The sequence below is a fragment of the Prevotella sp. genome (assembly GCF_036570325.1).
Lineage (GTDB): Bacteria > Bacteroidota > Bacteroidia > Bacteroidales > Bacteroidaceae > Prevotella.
In genome coordinates this window covers 390,038-406,396 of sequence record NZ_DATCYK010000056.1, presented here as the reverse complement: position 1 = coordinate 406,396, position 16,359 = coordinate 390,038, and the positions used below count along the sequence as shown (strand labels likewise).

General features: G+C 44.7%; 19 protein-coding genes. 7 read left to right on the top strand and 12 right to left on the bottom strand.

The features are described from left to right. Positions 1 to 65: 65 nt before the first annotated feature. Together yajC and nusB are read right to left on the bottom strand one after the other, a co-directional pair. A complete protein-coding gene (gene yajC, locus VIR50_RS05835) occupies positions 66 to 386 on the bottom strand; it encodes a preprotein translocase subunit YajC (RefSeq protein WP_331934198.1) in 321 nt (106 codons plus the stop codon). Positions 387 to 439: 53 nt separating this feature from the next. Continuing rightward, entirely contained in the window at positions 440 to 1,414 is a 975-nt protein-coding gene (gene nusB, locus VIR50_RS05830; protein WP_331934197.1) for a transcription antitermination factor NusB, read from the bottom strand. A 255-nt stretch (positions 1,415 to 1,669) separates the two neighbouring features. Between nusB and VIR50_RS05825 the strand changes: the two genes are divergently transcribed. The 3 genes from VIR50_RS05825 to VIR50_RS05815 are packed head-to-tail and all read left to right on the top strand — an operon-like array spanning position 1,670 to position 3,300. Further along, complete coding sequence (locus VIR50_RS05825; RefSeq protein ID WP_331934196.1) at positions 1,670 to 2,272, top strand: 50S ribosomal protein L25/general stress protein Ctc; 603 nt, start codon at positions 1,670 to 1,672, stop codon at positions 2,270 to 2,272. A gap of 9 nt (positions 2,273 to 2,281) precedes the next feature. Further along, positions 2,282 to 2,854, top strand: a complete 573-nt coding sequence (gene pth / locus VIR50_RS05820; protein ID WP_331934195.1) for an aminoacyl-tRNA hydrolase — start codon at positions 2,282 to 2,284, stop codon at positions 2,852 to 2,854. A 17-nt stretch (positions 2,855 to 2,871) separates the two neighbouring features. Beyond that, the gene (locus VIR50_RS05815; protein WP_331934194.1) at positions 2,872 to 3,300 is read left to right on the top strand and encodes an RNA-binding S4 domain-containing protein; all 429 of its coding nucleotides are present in this window, start codon (positions 2,872 to 2,874) and stop codon (positions 3,298 to 3,300) included. Positions 3,301 to 3,390: 90 nt separating this feature from the next. Here the strand turns inward: VIR50_RS05815 and VIR50_RS05810 are convergent, their stop codons facing one another. Next, positions 3,391 to 3,780: a hypothetical protein gene (locus tag VIR50_RS05810; RefSeq protein WP_331934193.1), complete on the bottom strand. Its 390-nt coding sequence runs from the start codon at positions 3,778 to 3,780 to the stop codon at positions 3,391 to 3,393. 343 nt (positions 3,781 to 4,123) lie between these two features. Here VIR50_RS05810 and VIR50_RS05805 point away from each other — a divergent pair, with 343 nt between their 5' ends. Next, complete coding sequence (locus VIR50_RS05805) at positions 4,124 to 5,239, top strand: UDP-N-acetyl glucosamine 2-epimerase (RefSeq protein WP_331934192.1); 1,116 nt, start codon at positions 4,124 to 4,126, stop codon at positions 5,237 to 5,239. A 464-nt stretch (positions 5,240 to 5,703) separates the two neighbouring features. On the opposite strand, the gene VIR50_RS05800 is transcribed toward VIR50_RS05805, so the two are convergent. Next, positions 5,704 to 8,220, bottom strand: a complete 2,517-nt coding sequence (locus VIR50_RS05800; RefSeq protein WP_331934191.1) for a thiol protease/hemagglutinin PrtT — start codon at positions 8,218 to 8,220, stop codon at positions 5,704 to 5,706. Positions 8,221 to 8,727: 507 nt separating this feature from the next. On the opposite strand from VIR50_RS05800, the gene VIR50_RS05795 reads away from it, so the two are divergent. Then, entirely contained in the window at positions 8,728 to 9,294 is a 567-nt protein-coding gene (locus VIR50_RS05795) for an AraC family transcriptional regulator (protein ID WP_331934190.1), read from the top strand. A gap of 124 nt (positions 9,295 to 9,418) precedes the next feature. Here VIR50_RS05795 and VIR50_RS05790 read toward each other — a convergent pair whose 3' ends face one another. From VIR50_RS05790 to VIR50_RS05755, 8 genes are all read right to left on the bottom strand, one after another. Beyond that, on the bottom strand, positions 9,419 to 10,039 hold the full coding sequence (locus VIR50_RS05790) for a deoxynucleoside kinase (protein WP_331934189.1): 621 nt from the start codon (positions 10,037 to 10,039) through the stop codon (positions 9,419 to 9,421). A 36-nt stretch (positions 10,040 to 10,075) separates the two neighbouring features. Further along, positions 10,076 to 10,693 (bottom strand): deoxynucleoside kinase, encoded by a 618-nt coding sequence (locus VIR50_RS05785; RefSeq protein WP_331934188.1) that lies wholly within the window; start codon positions 10,691 to 10,693, stop codon positions 10,076 to 10,078. A 205-nt stretch (positions 10,694 to 10,898) separates the two neighbouring features. Continuing rightward, on the bottom strand, positions 10,899 to 11,315 hold the full coding sequence (locus VIR50_RS05780; RefSeq protein WP_331934187.1) for a PaaI family thioesterase: 417 nt from the start codon (positions 11,313 to 11,315) through the stop codon (positions 10,899 to 10,901). Next, on the bottom strand, positions 11,312 to 11,854 hold the full coding sequence (locus tag VIR50_RS05775; protein ID WP_331934186.1) for a 2-oxoacid:acceptor oxidoreductase family protein: 543 nt from the start codon (positions 11,852 to 11,854) through the stop codon (positions 11,312 to 11,314). The genes VIR50_RS05780 and VIR50_RS05775 overlap by 4 nt, the downstream gene beginning before the upstream one ends. A gap of 10 nt (positions 11,855 to 11,864) precedes the next feature. Next, positions 11,865 to 12,635 (bottom strand): thiamine pyrophosphate-dependent enzyme, encoded by a 771-nt coding sequence (locus tag VIR50_RS05770; RefSeq protein ID WP_331934185.1) that lies wholly within the window; start codon positions 12,633 to 12,635, stop codon positions 11,865 to 11,867. An 8-nt stretch (positions 12,636 to 12,643) separates the two neighbouring features. Further along, positions 12,644 to 13,729 carry a 3-methyl-2-oxobutanoate dehydrogenase subunit VorB gene (locus VIR50_RS05765; protein WP_331934184.1) on the bottom strand — a complete coding sequence of 362 codons (1,086 nt, stop codon included), beginning with the start codon at positions 13,727 to 13,729 and terminating at the stop codon, positions 12,644 to 12,646. A gap of 7 nt (positions 13,730 to 13,736) precedes the next feature. Continuing rightward, positions 13,737 to 13,973, bottom strand: coding sequence for a 4Fe-4S dicluster domain-containing protein (locus VIR50_RS05760; protein ID WP_331934183.1), 237 nt, complete (start codon positions 13,971 to 13,973; stop codon positions 13,737 to 13,739). A gap of 43 nt (positions 13,974 to 14,016) precedes the next feature. Further along, positions 14,017 to 14,196: a tetratricopeptide repeat protein gene (locus tag VIR50_RS05755; RefSeq protein ID WP_331934182.1), complete on the bottom strand. Its 180-nt coding sequence runs from the start codon at positions 14,194 to 14,196 to the stop codon at positions 14,017 to 14,019. Positions 14,197 to 14,484: 288 nt separating this feature from the next. Between VIR50_RS05755 and VIR50_RS05750 the strand changes: the two genes are divergently transcribed. Continuing rightward, positions 14,485 to 14,883 carry a 2-amino-4-hydroxy-6-hydroxymethyldihydropteridine diphosphokinase gene (locus VIR50_RS05750; RefSeq protein WP_331934181.1) on the top strand — a complete coding sequence of 133 codons (399 nt, stop codon included), beginning with the start codon at positions 14,485 to 14,487 and terminating at the stop codon, positions 14,881 to 14,883. Next, complete coding sequence (locus tag VIR50_RS05745) at positions 14,880 to 16,160, top strand: M64 family metallopeptidase (protein ID WP_331934180.1); 1,281 nt, start codon at positions 14,880 to 14,882, stop codon at positions 16,158 to 16,160. Before VIR50_RS05750 ends, VIR50_RS05745 begins: the two co-directional genes overlap by 4 nt. Positions 16,161 to 16,359 lie beyond the last annotated feature (199 nt).

The following is a 16,359-nucleotide window of genomic DNA, read 5'->3' as shown; positions in this document are numbered from 1 at the left end:
TTCAACCAACTGAACAGAAAGTTCCTGATAATCCTATATATGTGCGCTAAGCCACCAACCATTTCTTAAGCGTTAGCAGGCTGCGATGTAGCGTCTGCGAAAACATACGACTTCGCTACCGTGATGACAACGCCACGAGCGATTTCCACATCCACAGTATTATGCTCTATATCAATACGTTTTACGGTTCCATAGATTCCACCGCCGGTTACTACTTTAGAACCTTCGGCCAAAGAGTTTTGAAAGTTTCTGATTTCTTTCTGCTTCCTCTGCTGGGGACGAATCATGAAAAGCCACATTATAACAAAGATAGCCACCATCATGATGAGCATACCCATACCACTACCGCCTTGTGCTGCCTGAGCAGCTAAAATCATTGTATTCATTATTATTACAAGTATAAGTTTATTTTCTTAACTATTTTGAACTGATAAAATCATCAGCTCCTAAAATTACCATTCCCATTGGACCGACGGTCCTCACGAATAGGCATGGATTTCATCAACACCCCTTCCTGAATCAAGTAACGGGCAATAGAATCCAACATGCCGTTGATGTAATTTCCACTACGTGACGTGCTGTAAAGTTTCGCCAAATCCACGTACTCATTTATCGTCACAGACACCGGAATATTGGGGAAGGTCATCATTTCCGCCAAAGCGATTTGCATGATAACGACATCCATATAAGCCAAACGGGAGAAATCCCAATTCCTACTAGCGTCGCTCATGTACTTCTGATACTGCTCAGCGTTCAGAATCGTACTACGGAAAAGCTTTCTCGCAAATTCCTTATCCTCCTCATCCTTATATTCGGGCAGCAACTCCTGATCAGCTTTCGCTTCCGGGTCAAACCGCTTTATCGTCTTTAAGACAAAGGTGTCAACGACTTCCTTGTCATCATTCCAATAAAGACTTTTCTCTTCCAAGAGGCTATCCAAGTCGCTATTTTCCTGAATCAGCTGCTTATAGAGCTTGCGCCACACCTCACGATTGGCCTCATAAGAATCATCATCCGAAGCCATGTAGGCCTGATAAGCCTCGCTCTGTTCTATTTGGTTACACAACTTTCTTACCGACTCAATGTCATCAGCCCATGTTTGCTTCTGCGCTTCAACAAAATCATTCAGCATTTTGTTTTCTTCCAGCTGCACCGCAAACTTATTATAAGCAAACTTCTGAGACGGAAGTTCCGTACCCTCACGTTGTGCCCGCTGCGTTGCGATTTCCACTCTCAGCCTCTCTTCCTTTGTAACAGCTACAATAAGTTCCAGCAGATAGTTGTATAAATCATAAGCTTTTGATAAGCTGAAAAACAACTCTTTTTCAGCCACGTCCATGTTTTTGTTGCCGTTCTGATAGTATGCGTAGGTTAACTGAACTACCTTTATACGTATAAGTTCCCTATTAATCATTCTCTAATAATTATATGTTTCCTGTAAATGATACATGTATTTACCATGCAAATGTAGTCAAAAATCCACAATCTCGCAAGCAAAAGTATGCTAATTTGCCCTTTTTTAGCAGTTAATCTTGGGCATTTCACAGAAAAAGGCTACCTTTGCACCGCTTTTCGAATTGAGAACTATAACAAACTTAAAGTTTTGTTCTGCATCTCAGTGTGATGGCGAATTAATAATTACAATTTTAATTTAGAGTAACACAAAGTTATGAAAGAGATTAATGTAACAGGTCAGAAGCGTGAGAACCTTGGTAAGAAAGCTTCTAAAGAATTACGTAAGCAGGGTTTGATTCCATGCAACCTCTATGGTGAGAAGAAAGGTGAGAACGGTTTACCCGAGGCTTTAGCCTTTACCATTGCCTTCAGTGAGCTGCGCAAGGTAATCTACACGCCCCACATCTATGTTATCAACATTGACTTGGACGGCGTTCACCACACCGCTATCCTCAAGGAAATTCAGTTCCACCCCGTTACTGACGCTCCCTTGCACGTTGATTTCTACGAAGTAAACGACCAGAAGCCTATCACTATCGGTATTCCGGTTAAGCTCGTTGGTTTGGCACAGGGTGTTCGCGATGGTGGACGTATGAACCTTTCTATCCGTAAGATCAACGTAACAGCTCCCTATCAGCAGATTCCTGAGCACCTCGATGTAGACGTTACAAGCCTGCGAATCGGCAAGAGCATCAAGGTAGGCCAGTTGTCTTATGAAGGTTTGGAGATTGCTACCGGCAAGGAAGTTATTGTTTGCTCTATCAAGATGACACGTAACGCAGCCGCCAATGCAGCAAAAGCTGCCAATGAGGCTTAATACCGGTCAATGGATAAGTATTTAATCTGTGGTTTGGGCAACCCCGGAGCAGAATATGCAGGGACCCGACATAATACAGGATTTATGGTATTGGACGCTTTCGCTGAAGCGTCCAATATTCATTTTGAGGACAAGCGTTATGGCTTCATAGCGGAAACTTCCCTGAAAGGTCGAAAGATCATTCTTCTGAAACCCACTACTTTCATGAACCTTAGCGGCAATGCCGTGCGCTATTGGCTCACCAAGGAAAATATAGACCAAAGCCGCCTCTTGGTCATCAGCGACGAATTGGCCCTGCCTTTGGGAGCGTTCCGGCTTAAGAACGGCGGCAGCAACGGTGGTCACAATGGGCTCGGACATATCCAACAGATGATAGGCCAGAACTATGCACGCCTCAGAATGGGTATAGGCAATGACTATCCGCGTGGCGGTCAGGTAGATTGGGTGTTGGGACGCTACAACGACGACGAGCTGAAGACGCTACGACCCAGCTTAGACACAGCCGGGGACATCATCAAAAGCTTTGTACTTGCCGGTATTGACATTACGATGAACCAGTACAATAAATTAGGTAAGAAATAAAGAACCTCACACTCCAAATGGCAGAAACAGCAAGAATCGACAAATGGCTTTGGGCTGCCCGCATTTTCAAGACACGCTCCTTGGCCGCCAACGCTTGTAAGAACAATAGGGTTACCATTAACGGCAACAACGTTAAACCGGCCCACATCATCAAGCGCGGTGAAACTATTTGCGTGAAGAAATCGCCCGTCACCTATTCTTTCAAGGTGCTTGACTGCATAGAACAGCGTGTTGGGGCCAAACTATTGTCCGAGGTTTACGAGAACGTTACCGACCCCAAGCAGTACGAATTGTTGGAAATGAACCGTATAAGTGGCTTCATCGATAGGGCAAGGGGCACGGGTCGACCGACGAAAAAAGACCGTCGGGCACTTGACGAGTTCGCCGAGCCGGCGATGTTTGGGTTTGATGATTTCGACGAAGACGGCTTGGAGCTGGAGGATTGACGCCGAATAATCCCGTTAACGGCTGACTTTCCATCGGCATTATCATCGGCCTACCACCCGCCTTTACACCTTTTATATATAAGGGGCACACTAAGCACCATAAAACCGCGGCAAGCCATGAGCAAGAGAGCGGACTAAATCGTACCAAAGGGCAGAATAAATAATACCAAAGCCCGCACAAGTCCTACAAAGTTTTGAAACAAATAACATAAAAGAGCCTGACTTATTGTCGGGCTCTTTTTGTATTCCATCATCCCACCATCTGCTTTGCGCAGTTCCGCCTCCTACCCCATCACTTCCTGAACATAAAACCGACACAAACAGCTTTTGTAAAAATATATTCACCAAAAAAGTGATGTAAAAAAATAGCCATCCGGTTCCAAAACTACAATAAAACGATGATAGAAACGCCAAATATGGCATTCCAAACTCCCTTTCCCCATGCCCTATCTTCCCAAAGCAGCTCTTTCGTATCGCCATTCCTATGCTTTTCCGCATCCAAAAGCCATCTATCACCCTGCAAAAAGCCCGCTATCAAAAGCTCAAACAGTACGAATGAAAGACCACGTGCAGCCCCCTTATTTTATAAAATACACACAACTCGCTGATACTAAGTTATTTATAAAAACATCATAGAATAGATTATTTACGACCAACGCTTTTTCTTTTGAAAATAACGCACGCATTTTAAGCGTTTTGTAAAAATAATTCTGAACCAATAAAGGTAAAAAAGAAAATTACAATTTCCTTTCATCATTTACACAATAAATCACCACTTAAAGGGTTATCTTCGTAATCACCATTTATGATGTATGAAAAAACGATGAAAAATATTTGCATATTCTGCGGTGCACGCCCCAACTTTATGAAAGTGGCACCGCTAATCAGAGCGATTGAGAACTGTCAGAAAGAGGGCCACGACATCAGCTATTCATTAGTGTATGCCGGCATAGAAAACGACACTACGCTGGAAGATTCATTGTTTGATGACCTCCGGATAAGGCGCCCCGACACGTTCTTGGGCATTGAATGTGAGAATTTGAATGAGTTGACGGGGCAGGTCATGGCCAAATTTGAGAGCTACCTTCGTAGTCGCCCGACAGACATTGTGGTTGTGGTAGACGATTTGGCCAGCACCATGGCTGCCGCCATCGTCACCAAGAAACAAGGACTGACACTCGCCCACATAGCCGCCGGCACCCGCAGCTTCAACATCAACATGCCCAAAGAAATCAATCGTCTGGTCATCGATGGGCTTAGCGACATTCTCTTTACAGCCGGAATGAGCAACAACAACATTGCCAATAAGGCCGGAACCGAGTTATCCAAGGTCTATATGGTGGGCAATATCCTGATAGACAACCTACGATTCAATCACCAACGAGTCATGGACTGCCCATTGCCCGACAGCATTAACCAAATCACCGCCGGCGCCTCCGACAAGCCAAAGCCTTATTTGGTATTCACACTCAACCGCAAGGCCCTCATTGCCGACACTGAAAATCTGCGCCGCATGGTACAAACCATCGACGCTACGGCCAAGTCTTTCAACATTCCGGTATTGGCACCACTGCGAAAAAGCGCAAGAGAGGCTGTAGAATCCATGCTATCCGAGCAGACTGCCATCCAACTGATAGAGCCTCAACCCTACTTGGCGTTTAGCAAACTGACCGCTCAGGCAACCGGAATCATCACCGATAGTGGCAACGTGGCTGAGGAAGCCAGCTTCAACGGCGTGCCTTGCATAACGCTGAACAGCTATACCGAACATGTAGAGACGGTTACCATAGGTTCCAACATCTTGGTTGGCGAAGATGCGGACCAACTGAAGGAAACCTTGCGCACTATGCTTGAAGGAAACTGGAAATCATGTAGTATTCCGGAACGATGGGACGGTCGAAGCGCGGAAAGAATTCTCCACATATTGCTTGAATCGTAAATCACGAAAATTGTGTACGATAACAATCTTAAAAAAACTTTATTTTTGAACCACGTATTGTTTTTTTTATTATGTTTGCAATAGGAAGGGGTGAAAATATTACATAAACTATTCCCCATTCATCCATCAGAACCCTTAAATTAAGACAATAAAGCAGCATATTTAAAATGTAAACAGCAAACTAAGATTATTTTGTTTTCAAAGGAGTTAATAAGCTTGTAGAAAGTAGATTAATCTCCCATTTCATCTCTTACGAAACAATAATTTATTTTCGCAATTTTAAAATTTTAGCTTTCAAGCAATCAATAGGGTTCTTACAGTGGTAAAGGAGGAATTCAGGAGATTCCACAGGTTTATCAAACCTGAACATTAGGGCGCCATCGTTGGCGCCCATTTTTTATGCTTATAAAAAAGAATACCCGCAGGAAAGCCGCGGGTATATCTATTATCAAAAAGGCGCTACGCTACTTCACGATGCGCGTAACTTTACGCTTACCATCACTCTGCGACACGACTATATAAACCCCATGTCTCAAATGGGATAGGCTTACTTCGTGACGACCGGCCGGCAATTGCTGGCGACTTAATACCAAACTTCCGTCAGAAGTATAAACAGCCAATGAGGTTAAAGGGCTGTTTGCTTCAATGCTAAGCATTTGGCTGTCACGCCGGTAGGCAGCCGTATACCCCTCTACCGCCTCATAACGGTTTATCGCCGTGCTGACCCCACGGGTCAATATTTGCTTATCGTGTACCCATTCATACACTCTCGCCCCCCCGTCATACACTTCCGTGACGATACGATAGCTACGTCCGGCCTCCATCTTGTCAAGAAGATTCTTCATGTAGACTATCGGCAGAACTGTAGGATTGCTGGCTCTTTGTGCAAAAGCATAAGAAGTGGTCAACAAATTAAAGCGTTGCTTGCTCTCTACATCCTCTATCAAATAACGTAATTCACCATTAAAGGCATGCTGCCCCATGTTGATAGCCTTAACAAAGACTTGCATATCAGGATGTTGCTCTACATTAAGTTTGTCACCGGAAATTTGAATGCGACCATTCGTTACGTAAGTACCCATATAATTAAGATAAGCACTCTCCGAAGTATTCCACACTTTCACCTTCAATGGTTGGTCAGCTTGCGCAAGCTCAAGATTAACTGTTTTATTTCCACCATCAACATATTCAAACGCAAAATTCAATAGATACTCGCCCGTCTCCATATCATCAACGAAACTGACACTGATGTCTCGCATCTCCTCCGTATTATCCATAAAGCGATAAGTAGAGTTTACGGGCTCATAAGTATATTGTTTATCTTTGCCTTTCAATACGATCCTAAGCGTTCCTTTGAAGTTTTTTGTAGATACATTGGCTATGCGCACGCTATAAGTTGCCGACGTTCCACTCGGTACTTCCAAGGCGCCCACGGGTTTACAAACCACCTGCAATGCCGGTTTGTCCGTACGTTCTATTACCGTAACCTTATCTCCCTCAACCTTAATCTTTACATAGCATGGACGCCCGGTCTTATGCCAATCCGTATCTTGGCCAATGGTTTTCGTCACGGGATGGATATAATACTCGCCATCACGGAGCTTATCAAAGGTAACATGCTGCTTTACCTCCGCAAAACAAGCACCAAGAGGTAAAGCCGTATTCGTATAACTATCGCCAAAATCTATAATTTCTATAGCTTTCTCTGTCAATTGCTTAAAGATACCAACGCCTATCCTTGATCTAAACTCCTTATGAGAACTACAATTTCCAAGGTTTTCCAATTGCAGTAGGAAGCCTGCTTGGCGAGTCGTTTCGTCCTTATCAGGGCTCATGTAGCCCTCTTCCTTAAAATCAAAGGCAAGTCTTATGGGGTCCAAACCTTTGGTATTGGGCTTATTAGGGTGTACTCTGATAAAATCTTGAGACCTTACGTACCCACCGACACCACTGCCACCGGCACCTCGTGAATAAGGATTGAGGTAACTTAAATCGAAATATCCGTCAGAAGAGCCACCCCATCCCCAGTTCATAGAGAAGAGTCCACGCTCATCAAAGCCATCACATACCCACGCATGGCCCATCCCCGGGCTCTCCGGATTGCCACTGAAAATTACCGGGAAGCCTTGGCGGAGCTCATTACGGAGTATTTCCATAAACGAAAGGGAGGGCATATAATCACGTTGAATCAAGTCGGCCGTATAGTCAAAATAAGTATTCAGCGCATCAACAGCGTTGCTCACGTGGGCTCCACTACCCCCGGGCTTAAAGTCCATACGCACACTTACGCTCACATCATACATCAGTTTGGCTACCGCTTCTGCCGCTTCAGGCTCTTTGCAGTCACGTGTCATCTTGTTCCATTGGTAGACCGACTCCGCGAAATTCACCGTTTGAGTACCATACGATTGTCCATTCTCACGATAGGTAGGTGTATAGCTATAGTGCCCTTTGCCCCGATTAGGCCATCGATGGTAATTCATGACTTGGCTCACGGCCGTAGCCACACAGCCTATTGGGGGCTTACGGCCATTCAACTCGGGCGCATTATTATTGTAAGGGCTATACTGATTCCATTTGGTTTTCAGCAAAGGCTTTACCGCATCTTGCGTGGTTGTAGCCCTATACTGCACCTTGGCTGTGCCAAGGGCCTTCACATACCGGTCGTAATCAGCCAAGTAAACTTGTAACGCCGGAGGCATTGCCGTCGAACTGACATATCCCGTCTTAGAATAACCTACGACTTCATTCATTCTACCATCACCCGCGACAATCACAAAGCCATCACCATCGCCATCATTAAATATATAATAGCTTTGATCAGAGGCCTCGCCACCACGTGTTTGTGGCTTTCCGGCAACTCGATCGATATATTTCGACGCAATCTTGGCTGCTTTACGAGAAGTTATTGACTGTGCTTGTAATAAAAAAGGTAGAACAAGTAGAATGAGAAAAACGGGCAAAAAGACTTTTTTATTCATTTAATTGAATGTTGAATAAAAGCCCACCTACAATTTGACATGCGCATAACCGTGAGCTTAAAGAGATTTATAAATTACTGTATTTTAAAGACTTAACGAAATGAATCGCTTATAATGACCACATAATCATTAGGGTTAAATGTAATAAAGGTGATTACTTCTGCAAAGGTATTGAATTATTTTGTAATATACTACTTAACTCATTAATTATTAACATAATAACACTGACAGCATTACACTATTTCTTTAATCATCAAAAGACTGCGTTTATAGAATATTTCCTCTAATTCACAGCAGCGCTAACATTCTTTTAACAGAAGTCTATTCCAAAGTAAAATATAAACCGTAACTTTGCTATTGAATATGAAGTAACAAGACAATTGCACTTTCTTGACTACCACTCCTATTCCCAAAGTTATGCTGACAAGTTGGTTCTTTCCCGCTCACAATCCCTATAATGACTTCTACTTTCAAAGAATTTAATCACAACGAAAAGACTACAATAAGATGAATAGCACGTTATATATTAAAAACATGGTATGCGACCGCTGTAAAATGGCCGTGGAAAGTGTATTGACCAAACTGCAGATTGTAACCCTTAATGTGGAATTAGGTGAGGTTATCATCGGGCAAGAGCTATCTGACACTTTGCGCAAGACAGTAAAAGAAGAGTTGGAAGCATTGGGCTTTGAACTGCTTGACGACCAACGTCAACGCACGATAACCCAAATCAAGAGTGCCATCATTAAAATAGTTCATTACCAACAGTCGGATCCAACCCTGAATTTAAGCGATTATATCTCCACAGAACTGCGTCAAGAATACTCTTCACTCAGCAAACTATTCAGCGAAGTGACCGGAATGACCATTGAGAAACACTATATAGCACAACGCATAGAGCGAGTGAAAGAACTCATCAAGTACGATGAATTGTCGCTCACTCAAATCGCTTTACAGATGAATTATTCCAGTGTGGCCCACTTGTCATCCCAATTTAAGACCATCACGGGCATGACACCATCAGCCTTCAAAGCCATGAAGGCCAACACACGCATGCCTCTTGACCAAATATAAAAATATCTTTCACACATATATAATAAGTAAGGTACAGCGCTATTTCCTACAAGCTGTTACCCCATAAAAGCAACGTGGCACTCTACAAGGGTAGAATGCCACGTTATTTCTTCCACTTCCGAGCTTATTCCATGGGGAATAAACCGTAAAGGTCGCTGTCAATCTGATCTGTAATTCTGTTGAAATCACTCGGATTACTTTCAAATTTTGTTGTATCACCATCCACTATCAGCAGGTGACCTTTGTAGTTACTAATCCAATCTTCATACCGTTTGTTCAAGCCCGTAAGGTAATCTATTCGGATAGACTTCTCAAAGTCACGGCCTCGTTTCTGGATCTGCGACACAAGGTTAGGTATTGTTGAGCGAATATAAATCATCAAGTCAGGAAGTTTGACCAGCGACATCATCAAATTGAAGAGGTCCGTATAATTGGCAAAATCCCTATCGCTCATCATTCCCATGTCGTGAAGATTGGGCGCAAAGATACACGCATCCTCAAAAATTGTACGGTCTTGTATAATCGTTTCCGAACATTTGGAAATCTCGACCACTTCTTTAAAGCGCTTGTTTAGGAAATATACCTGCAAATTAAAGGACCATCGGGACATGTCCGCATAGAAATCATCCAAGTAAGGATTATTATCTACGGGTTCAAAACGTGGAATCCATCCGTATCTTTTTGACAACATTTTGGTTAGCGTGGTCTTACCGCTGCCTATATTTCCTGCGATTGCAATGTGCATGATTCTTTATGATAATTATTCGTTAGCAAAATAAAACTATTTAAATAGGCTAAATATATTCTGATCTATCTGATCTACAATATACGCAAAGTCCTTTTGATTGTGTTGAAAGTCCATGTGATCAACGTCTATAATGAGCTTTGGTCCTTCATATTTCTCGTAAATAAACTCATTATAGCGCTTATTCAAGTTTTCCAAATAGTCAATCGGCATGGTTTGCTCGTAATCCCGACCACGCTTTTGGATGTTTTGAACAAGATGAGGAACCTCGGCTTTTAAATAAATCATCAGGTCCGGATACTTCACAATGGTCATCATTTGTTCAAAAAGCTCCATATAGGTCTGATAATCACGGTCAGACAAGTTACCCATTGATTTATTATTGGCCGTAAATACATAGACTCCCTCATAGATGGTACGGTCCTGAATAATCGTCTTTTCCGCATGGGCTATTTCCAATAAATCACGAAAGCGCTGTTTAAGGAAATAGACCTCTAAGTTAAACGACCATCGAGGAATGTCTTTGTAATAGTCTTCAAGATAAGGATTATAGTCAACCGGCTCAAACCTTGCTTCCCAACCATAATATTTGGCCAGCATTGTGGTCAGCGTAGTTTTGCCACTTCCTATATTTCCAGCTACTGCAATATGCATTTCTGTTGGATATTTTTTATTTCAACAACAAAGGTAATGTAAAAGCGTGAGACGGCAAAGAGAAATCAACATAAAACAAATTATTTGATTAACAATAAAATAGGAGAAAATGCCAAATACCATTTTCTCCTATCTTTATTATACCGTGATTCCGCCGTTCATCACAAGGCAGTTCACCATCCTTCATGTCCGACTTTCCATGAGCTTACTTCGCTCGTGGCGAGAGCACATAATTCGTAACTTGCACCGTTGAAATCAAATCATCGGCATCGTCCTTTATATCTATATTCCATGTATGTAGCGTTCGCCCTTTGTGGAGCAATCGCCCATAAGCATGTACCGTAGAACCGAAGCTAACCGCCTTTACATGCGTGCCATGAACATTGATTCCAACACTAATCTTACCGGGGCAGAGAGCCATGGAGCCTACACCAGCTAAGTTTTCAGCCAAAGCCAAAGAGGCACCTCCACTCAGAAAGCCAAATACTTGCTTGTTCCTATGGTCTACTTGCATCGTAGCTTCCAAGGTATCAGGCTCCGGTGTAGAGATAAACTCCATCCCCAGCGTATTCGATAATCCATCCTGAGACTTGATCGTCTCCTTTAAATGCTCGACATTCATTGTTTCTCTATCAACTTCTTTCCTTCCTCCACCGCTTCCATATTGAGCGGGATAAGTTTATGATGACGTTCGGGCAATGTTTTGAAGAGTGCTTTTTCAAGCGCCTCTCGTGTCACCAAAGGACACACTTGCAGCAAACCTCCAAGCACAATCATGTTAAAGACCTTTGAATTTTTCATTTCAGCAGCCTTATCCATGGCGTCTATTCTATAAACAGAAATATCCTTTCGGGTAGGAGGATTCAATATTCCATACCCATCATAGATAAGAATGCCGCCCGATTTAATCTTCGATTCAAACTTATCCAATGACGGTTGATTCAATACAATACCAATATCAAACTTGCTAAGGATAGGCGATGATATGCGCTCATCGCTCACTATCACAGTCACATTGGCCGTACCACCACGTTGCTCGGGGCCGTAAGCAGGCATCCATGTGACTTCCTTATCTTCCATCAGTCCCGAATAGGCCAATATCTTGCCCATCGAAAGAACGCCCTGACCGCCAAAACCGGCTATAATAATTTCTTGTTTCATAACTTTTTCTTTATAAGTCGGTAGTATCTTTCAAATCTCCTTTAGGGTAGAACTCCAACATGTGTTCCCTCAACCACTCATTGGCCTTGACCGGAGTCAGCTTCCAACCACTGGAACACGTGCTCACTATCTCCACCAAACTTGAGCCTTTACCGGCCATCGAAGCCTCGAAAGCCTTGCGAATCGCCTTCTTTGCTTGGCGAATAGAGGCAACCGTATCAACACTTTGACGGCTGACGTAGCATGTTCCCTGCAACTGTGCGGCCATTTCCGTTATCTTTAATGGGAAGCCATGCAGTTCCGGATCACGGCCATAAGGACATGTGCTGGTCTTCTGACCTAACAAGGTAGTCGGTGCCATTTGGCCTCCGGTCATGCCATAGATGGCGTTATTGATAAAAATAATGGCAATGTTTTCGCCTCTATTGAGCGCATGTATCGTCTCGGCCGTACCGATGCAGGCCAAATCGCCGTCACCCTGATAGGTGAAAACAAGTCGGTCGGGCCACACACGCTTAATCGCGGACGCCACAGCCGGCGCACGACCGTGAGCGGCTTCCTGCCAGTCAATATCCAAATAGCGATACGCAAACACGGCACATCCTACCGGACAAACACCTACGGTCTTCTCTTCCAACCCCATTTCGCTCACGACTTCAGCCACAAGTTTATGGACTACACCGTGAGAACAGCCCGCACAATAGTGCATAGGGGTGTCGTTCATCAATTCCGGTTTTTGATACACCAGATTCTCCGGTGCTATTATATCTTTCTGATTCATAGCCTATATTACTTTACAAGTTTAGTTTCGAGTGCGGTCACAATCTCTTCCGGATCGGGCACAATACCTCCCAAACGACCGAAATGCTCCACGGGCAATTGCCCATTGATGGCCAAACGCACATCCTGCACCATCTGTCCGGCATTGATTTCCACCACTAACACTCCCTTTTTACCTTTTGCCAGCTCGGCGATTTGCTTTTCGGGGAAGGGCCAAAGCGTAATGGGGCGGAACAACCCCACACGCAATCCTTTCTTACGTGCCAACTCCACGCCCTTTTCCGCTATACGGGCCGCGCTTCCGAAGGCCACAATCACATAATCGGCGTCATCCATTTGCTGGGTCTCATAGCGCACTTCGTTCTCCTTTATCTGCTGATATTTACGCTGCAAAGCCAAATTTCGCTGTTCCATCACTTCTGATTTCAGCTCCAAAGACGTCAGGATATTGGGTGTTCTGCCACCCACACGGCCCATGGTAGCCCAAGGACACTCTTCAATGATTTGCTCTTCGGTGCGGCGAGGCTTGTAAGGAGGCAACACCACCTTCTCCATCATCTGCCCAATCACGCCATCCGACAATATCATCGCAGGATTACGATACTTAAAAGCCAGCTCAAAGGAAAGGTCCATGAAATCGGCCATCTCCTGAACCGACGACGGTGCCAACACAATCACGTTATAGTCGCCGTTACCACCGCCACGGGTAGCCTGAAAATAATCACTCTGCGAAGGCTGGATGGTTCCCAAACCGGGACCTCCACGCTGCACGTTCACAATCACACCGGGAATCTCCGCGCCGGCCATGTAGGAAATACCTTCCTGCATCAGGGCCACACCCGGACTGGATGAGGTAGTGAACACTCGCTTACCGGCACCGGCAGCACCATACACCATATTGATGGACGCCACCTCACTCTCGGCCTGAAGCACCACCATACCGGTCGTTTCCCAAGGCTTCAACAAGGACAACGCCTCGATAATCTCTGTCTGCGGTGTTATAGGATAACCAAAAAAGGCATCGGCTCCACAGCGAATCGCCGCATGAGCAATGGCCTCATTACCCTTCAATAAAGTTACTTCTTGCTTTTCCATATTACTTTTAATCCTCCATTCGTTTACGATAAACCGTGATACAACCATCCGGACAAACGGTTCCACACGCACTACATCCTATACATTGGTCAGCATTGCTGCCCGGTTCCACGTAAGGATAACCATGCACATTGACTTTCTTGTCGGCCATTACGATCACATCCTGCGGACAAGCCACGACACATAGGCCGCAACCCTTACAGCGATCGGTATTCACAACGATGGCGCCTTTCATTTTACCCATAGTCTTTGTATTTATTTCTTTATATCAATTTCCGTGTTATTCACTAAGGATTATACATATCCTTACAATAAAAACTCAATATACTATCCAGCATTTGCTTAGCCTCAACAGCCGGACTGTCAGGATCGAGCGCAATGGCTTCCATGTAGCAATTGAGCGCTTCTTGCCAATTTTGCTGTTTACGGTATTCATTTCCCCGCAAATACCACTCATCACTGGTCATAAATGATTCTTAGCTTAGTTTTCTTTTGAATATTTATAATTTACATTTTATTTTAGAACACAAATATAATTAAAATATTGATAAATTAAACTTCAGGCTCTTCTTTTTTAAAATATATTAAACCCTTTCGGCAAACTGAAGTCTCAAGCTCCACCCCCGACAGCCTTACAACAACCCGCTTACGACACGTAGAAACAGTGGTTTTCTGTTAAATATTAATAAATAACCATCCGCCCCCTGCCCCATCTTTCCAAAGCTGCGTAATTTTACAAAAGAAATATTTTCAGAATGAAACACCAAATCATCATCGGTATAGGCAGCAACACGGCTCCCCAACGCAATATCGACCGTGCAAAGGAGGAACTGGAGCTGCATTTTGAAGATATAAGTTGGAGCCCTTTCATTCCAACCGAAGCCATCGGCTTTGATGGTCCCCCATTTGTCAACGGACTGTCAGAAGCCTCCACCTCGCTCACCGAGCCGGAAGTCCACCTTATTTTAAAAGAAATAGAAAGTCGCCTTGGCAGCCATCACGCCGACAAACGGGCGGGAAAGGTTGTCATCGACTTAGACCTCATGGCCTTTGACGGGCAAAAACGCCACGAAAGAAATTGGCAATTCCCTTTTCAGCAACAACTTTTAGAAGCGCTGCATGGCGCAAAAAATAAAAACAACTCATGCTTATGAAAAAACGTTTTCGCTACATTTTATTACTCATTGCCTTGTGCGCCATCGACTGCGCCGCCCAAAACTTCGACGAATACTTTACCGACCGCACCCTGCGCATTGACTACATCTTTGCCGGAAACGCCCAACAACAAGACATATCTGTCGACGAACTGTGCGTGGAACCTCGCTGGTGGGGCAAGCGCAAGCGGCTGACCGAAGTCCCGATGGACGGCAACGGGCAAATCATCGTGAAGGACCATGCCACCGGCAACACCATTTACCGCAACTCCTTCTCCACTTTGTTCCAAGAATGGCTCACCTATCCCGAAGCCGAAACCACCCGCAAATCGTTTGAAAACGTATTTTTGGTACCCATGCCCCAAAAGACTGCCGACGTAACGGTGGAGCTTTACGACAATCGCCGGCAGGTAAAAACCCGCATGACCCACACCGTCAACCCTGCCGACATACTGATTCGACACACCGGTTACGAGCATGTGACACCTTATGAGACCCTTCAGCAACCCGCCGACACGGCCCATGCCATTCGCATAGCCTACATTGCCGAGGGCTATCAGGCAGCCGAAATGCCACAATTCATCAAGGACGCCCGGGCCGCCATGGAGGCCATGTTCGCCCACGAGCCTTTCAAGACGCTCCGAAACCGCTTCCACATCGTCGCCGTTAAGGCCCCGTCAGTAGACAGTGGCACCAGCGAACCGAGCAAAGGAATATGGAAAAACACGGCTCTTCACTCACATTTCGACACTTTCTACAGCAGTCGCTATCTCACCACGCTCCATCTGAAAGACCTCCACGAGTGGCTTGCCGGCACGCCTTATGAGCACATCATCGTGCTTGTCAACACCGCGACATACGGTGGCGGTGGCATTCTCAATTCCTATAACCTCACTGCCGCCCACCACCCCAGCACCCTTCCGGTCGTTGTTCATGAGTTTGGTCACAGCTTCGCGGGCCTTGCCGACGAGTACGCTTACGAGGCTGAAGCCATTCCGATGTACCCTCACGACATAGAACCGTGGGAAGCCAACATCACCACGCTCAAGGACTTCCAAGCCAAATGGGCCGACATGATTGGCAAACGGACCAAGATTCCGACGCCACTTAACCCAAAACAAATGGATAAACCGGGCGTCTATGAGGGCGCAGGCTATAGCTTGAAAGGCGTTTACAGAGCCTATCAAGACTGCCGCATGCGCACCAACGAGCACCCCGAGTTCTGCCCCGTATGCCGCCGACAGATTGAGCGTGTCATCCGATTCTACACGGAATAACCGTTTAAAAACGACTTTCTAAAATATAAAAACATAAGGAAAGAATATCCTACGCCCGATAGCTTGGTATTCTTTCCTTTTTAATTTTGCCTTATTTTGTAAAGAATTATAACCGAAAAAACATGCTCTTATTTTCTCTCAAATAGAAAATAAAGACGGCAAAACGGCACCCTCGGAAGTCCATTTCCCAACAACCATT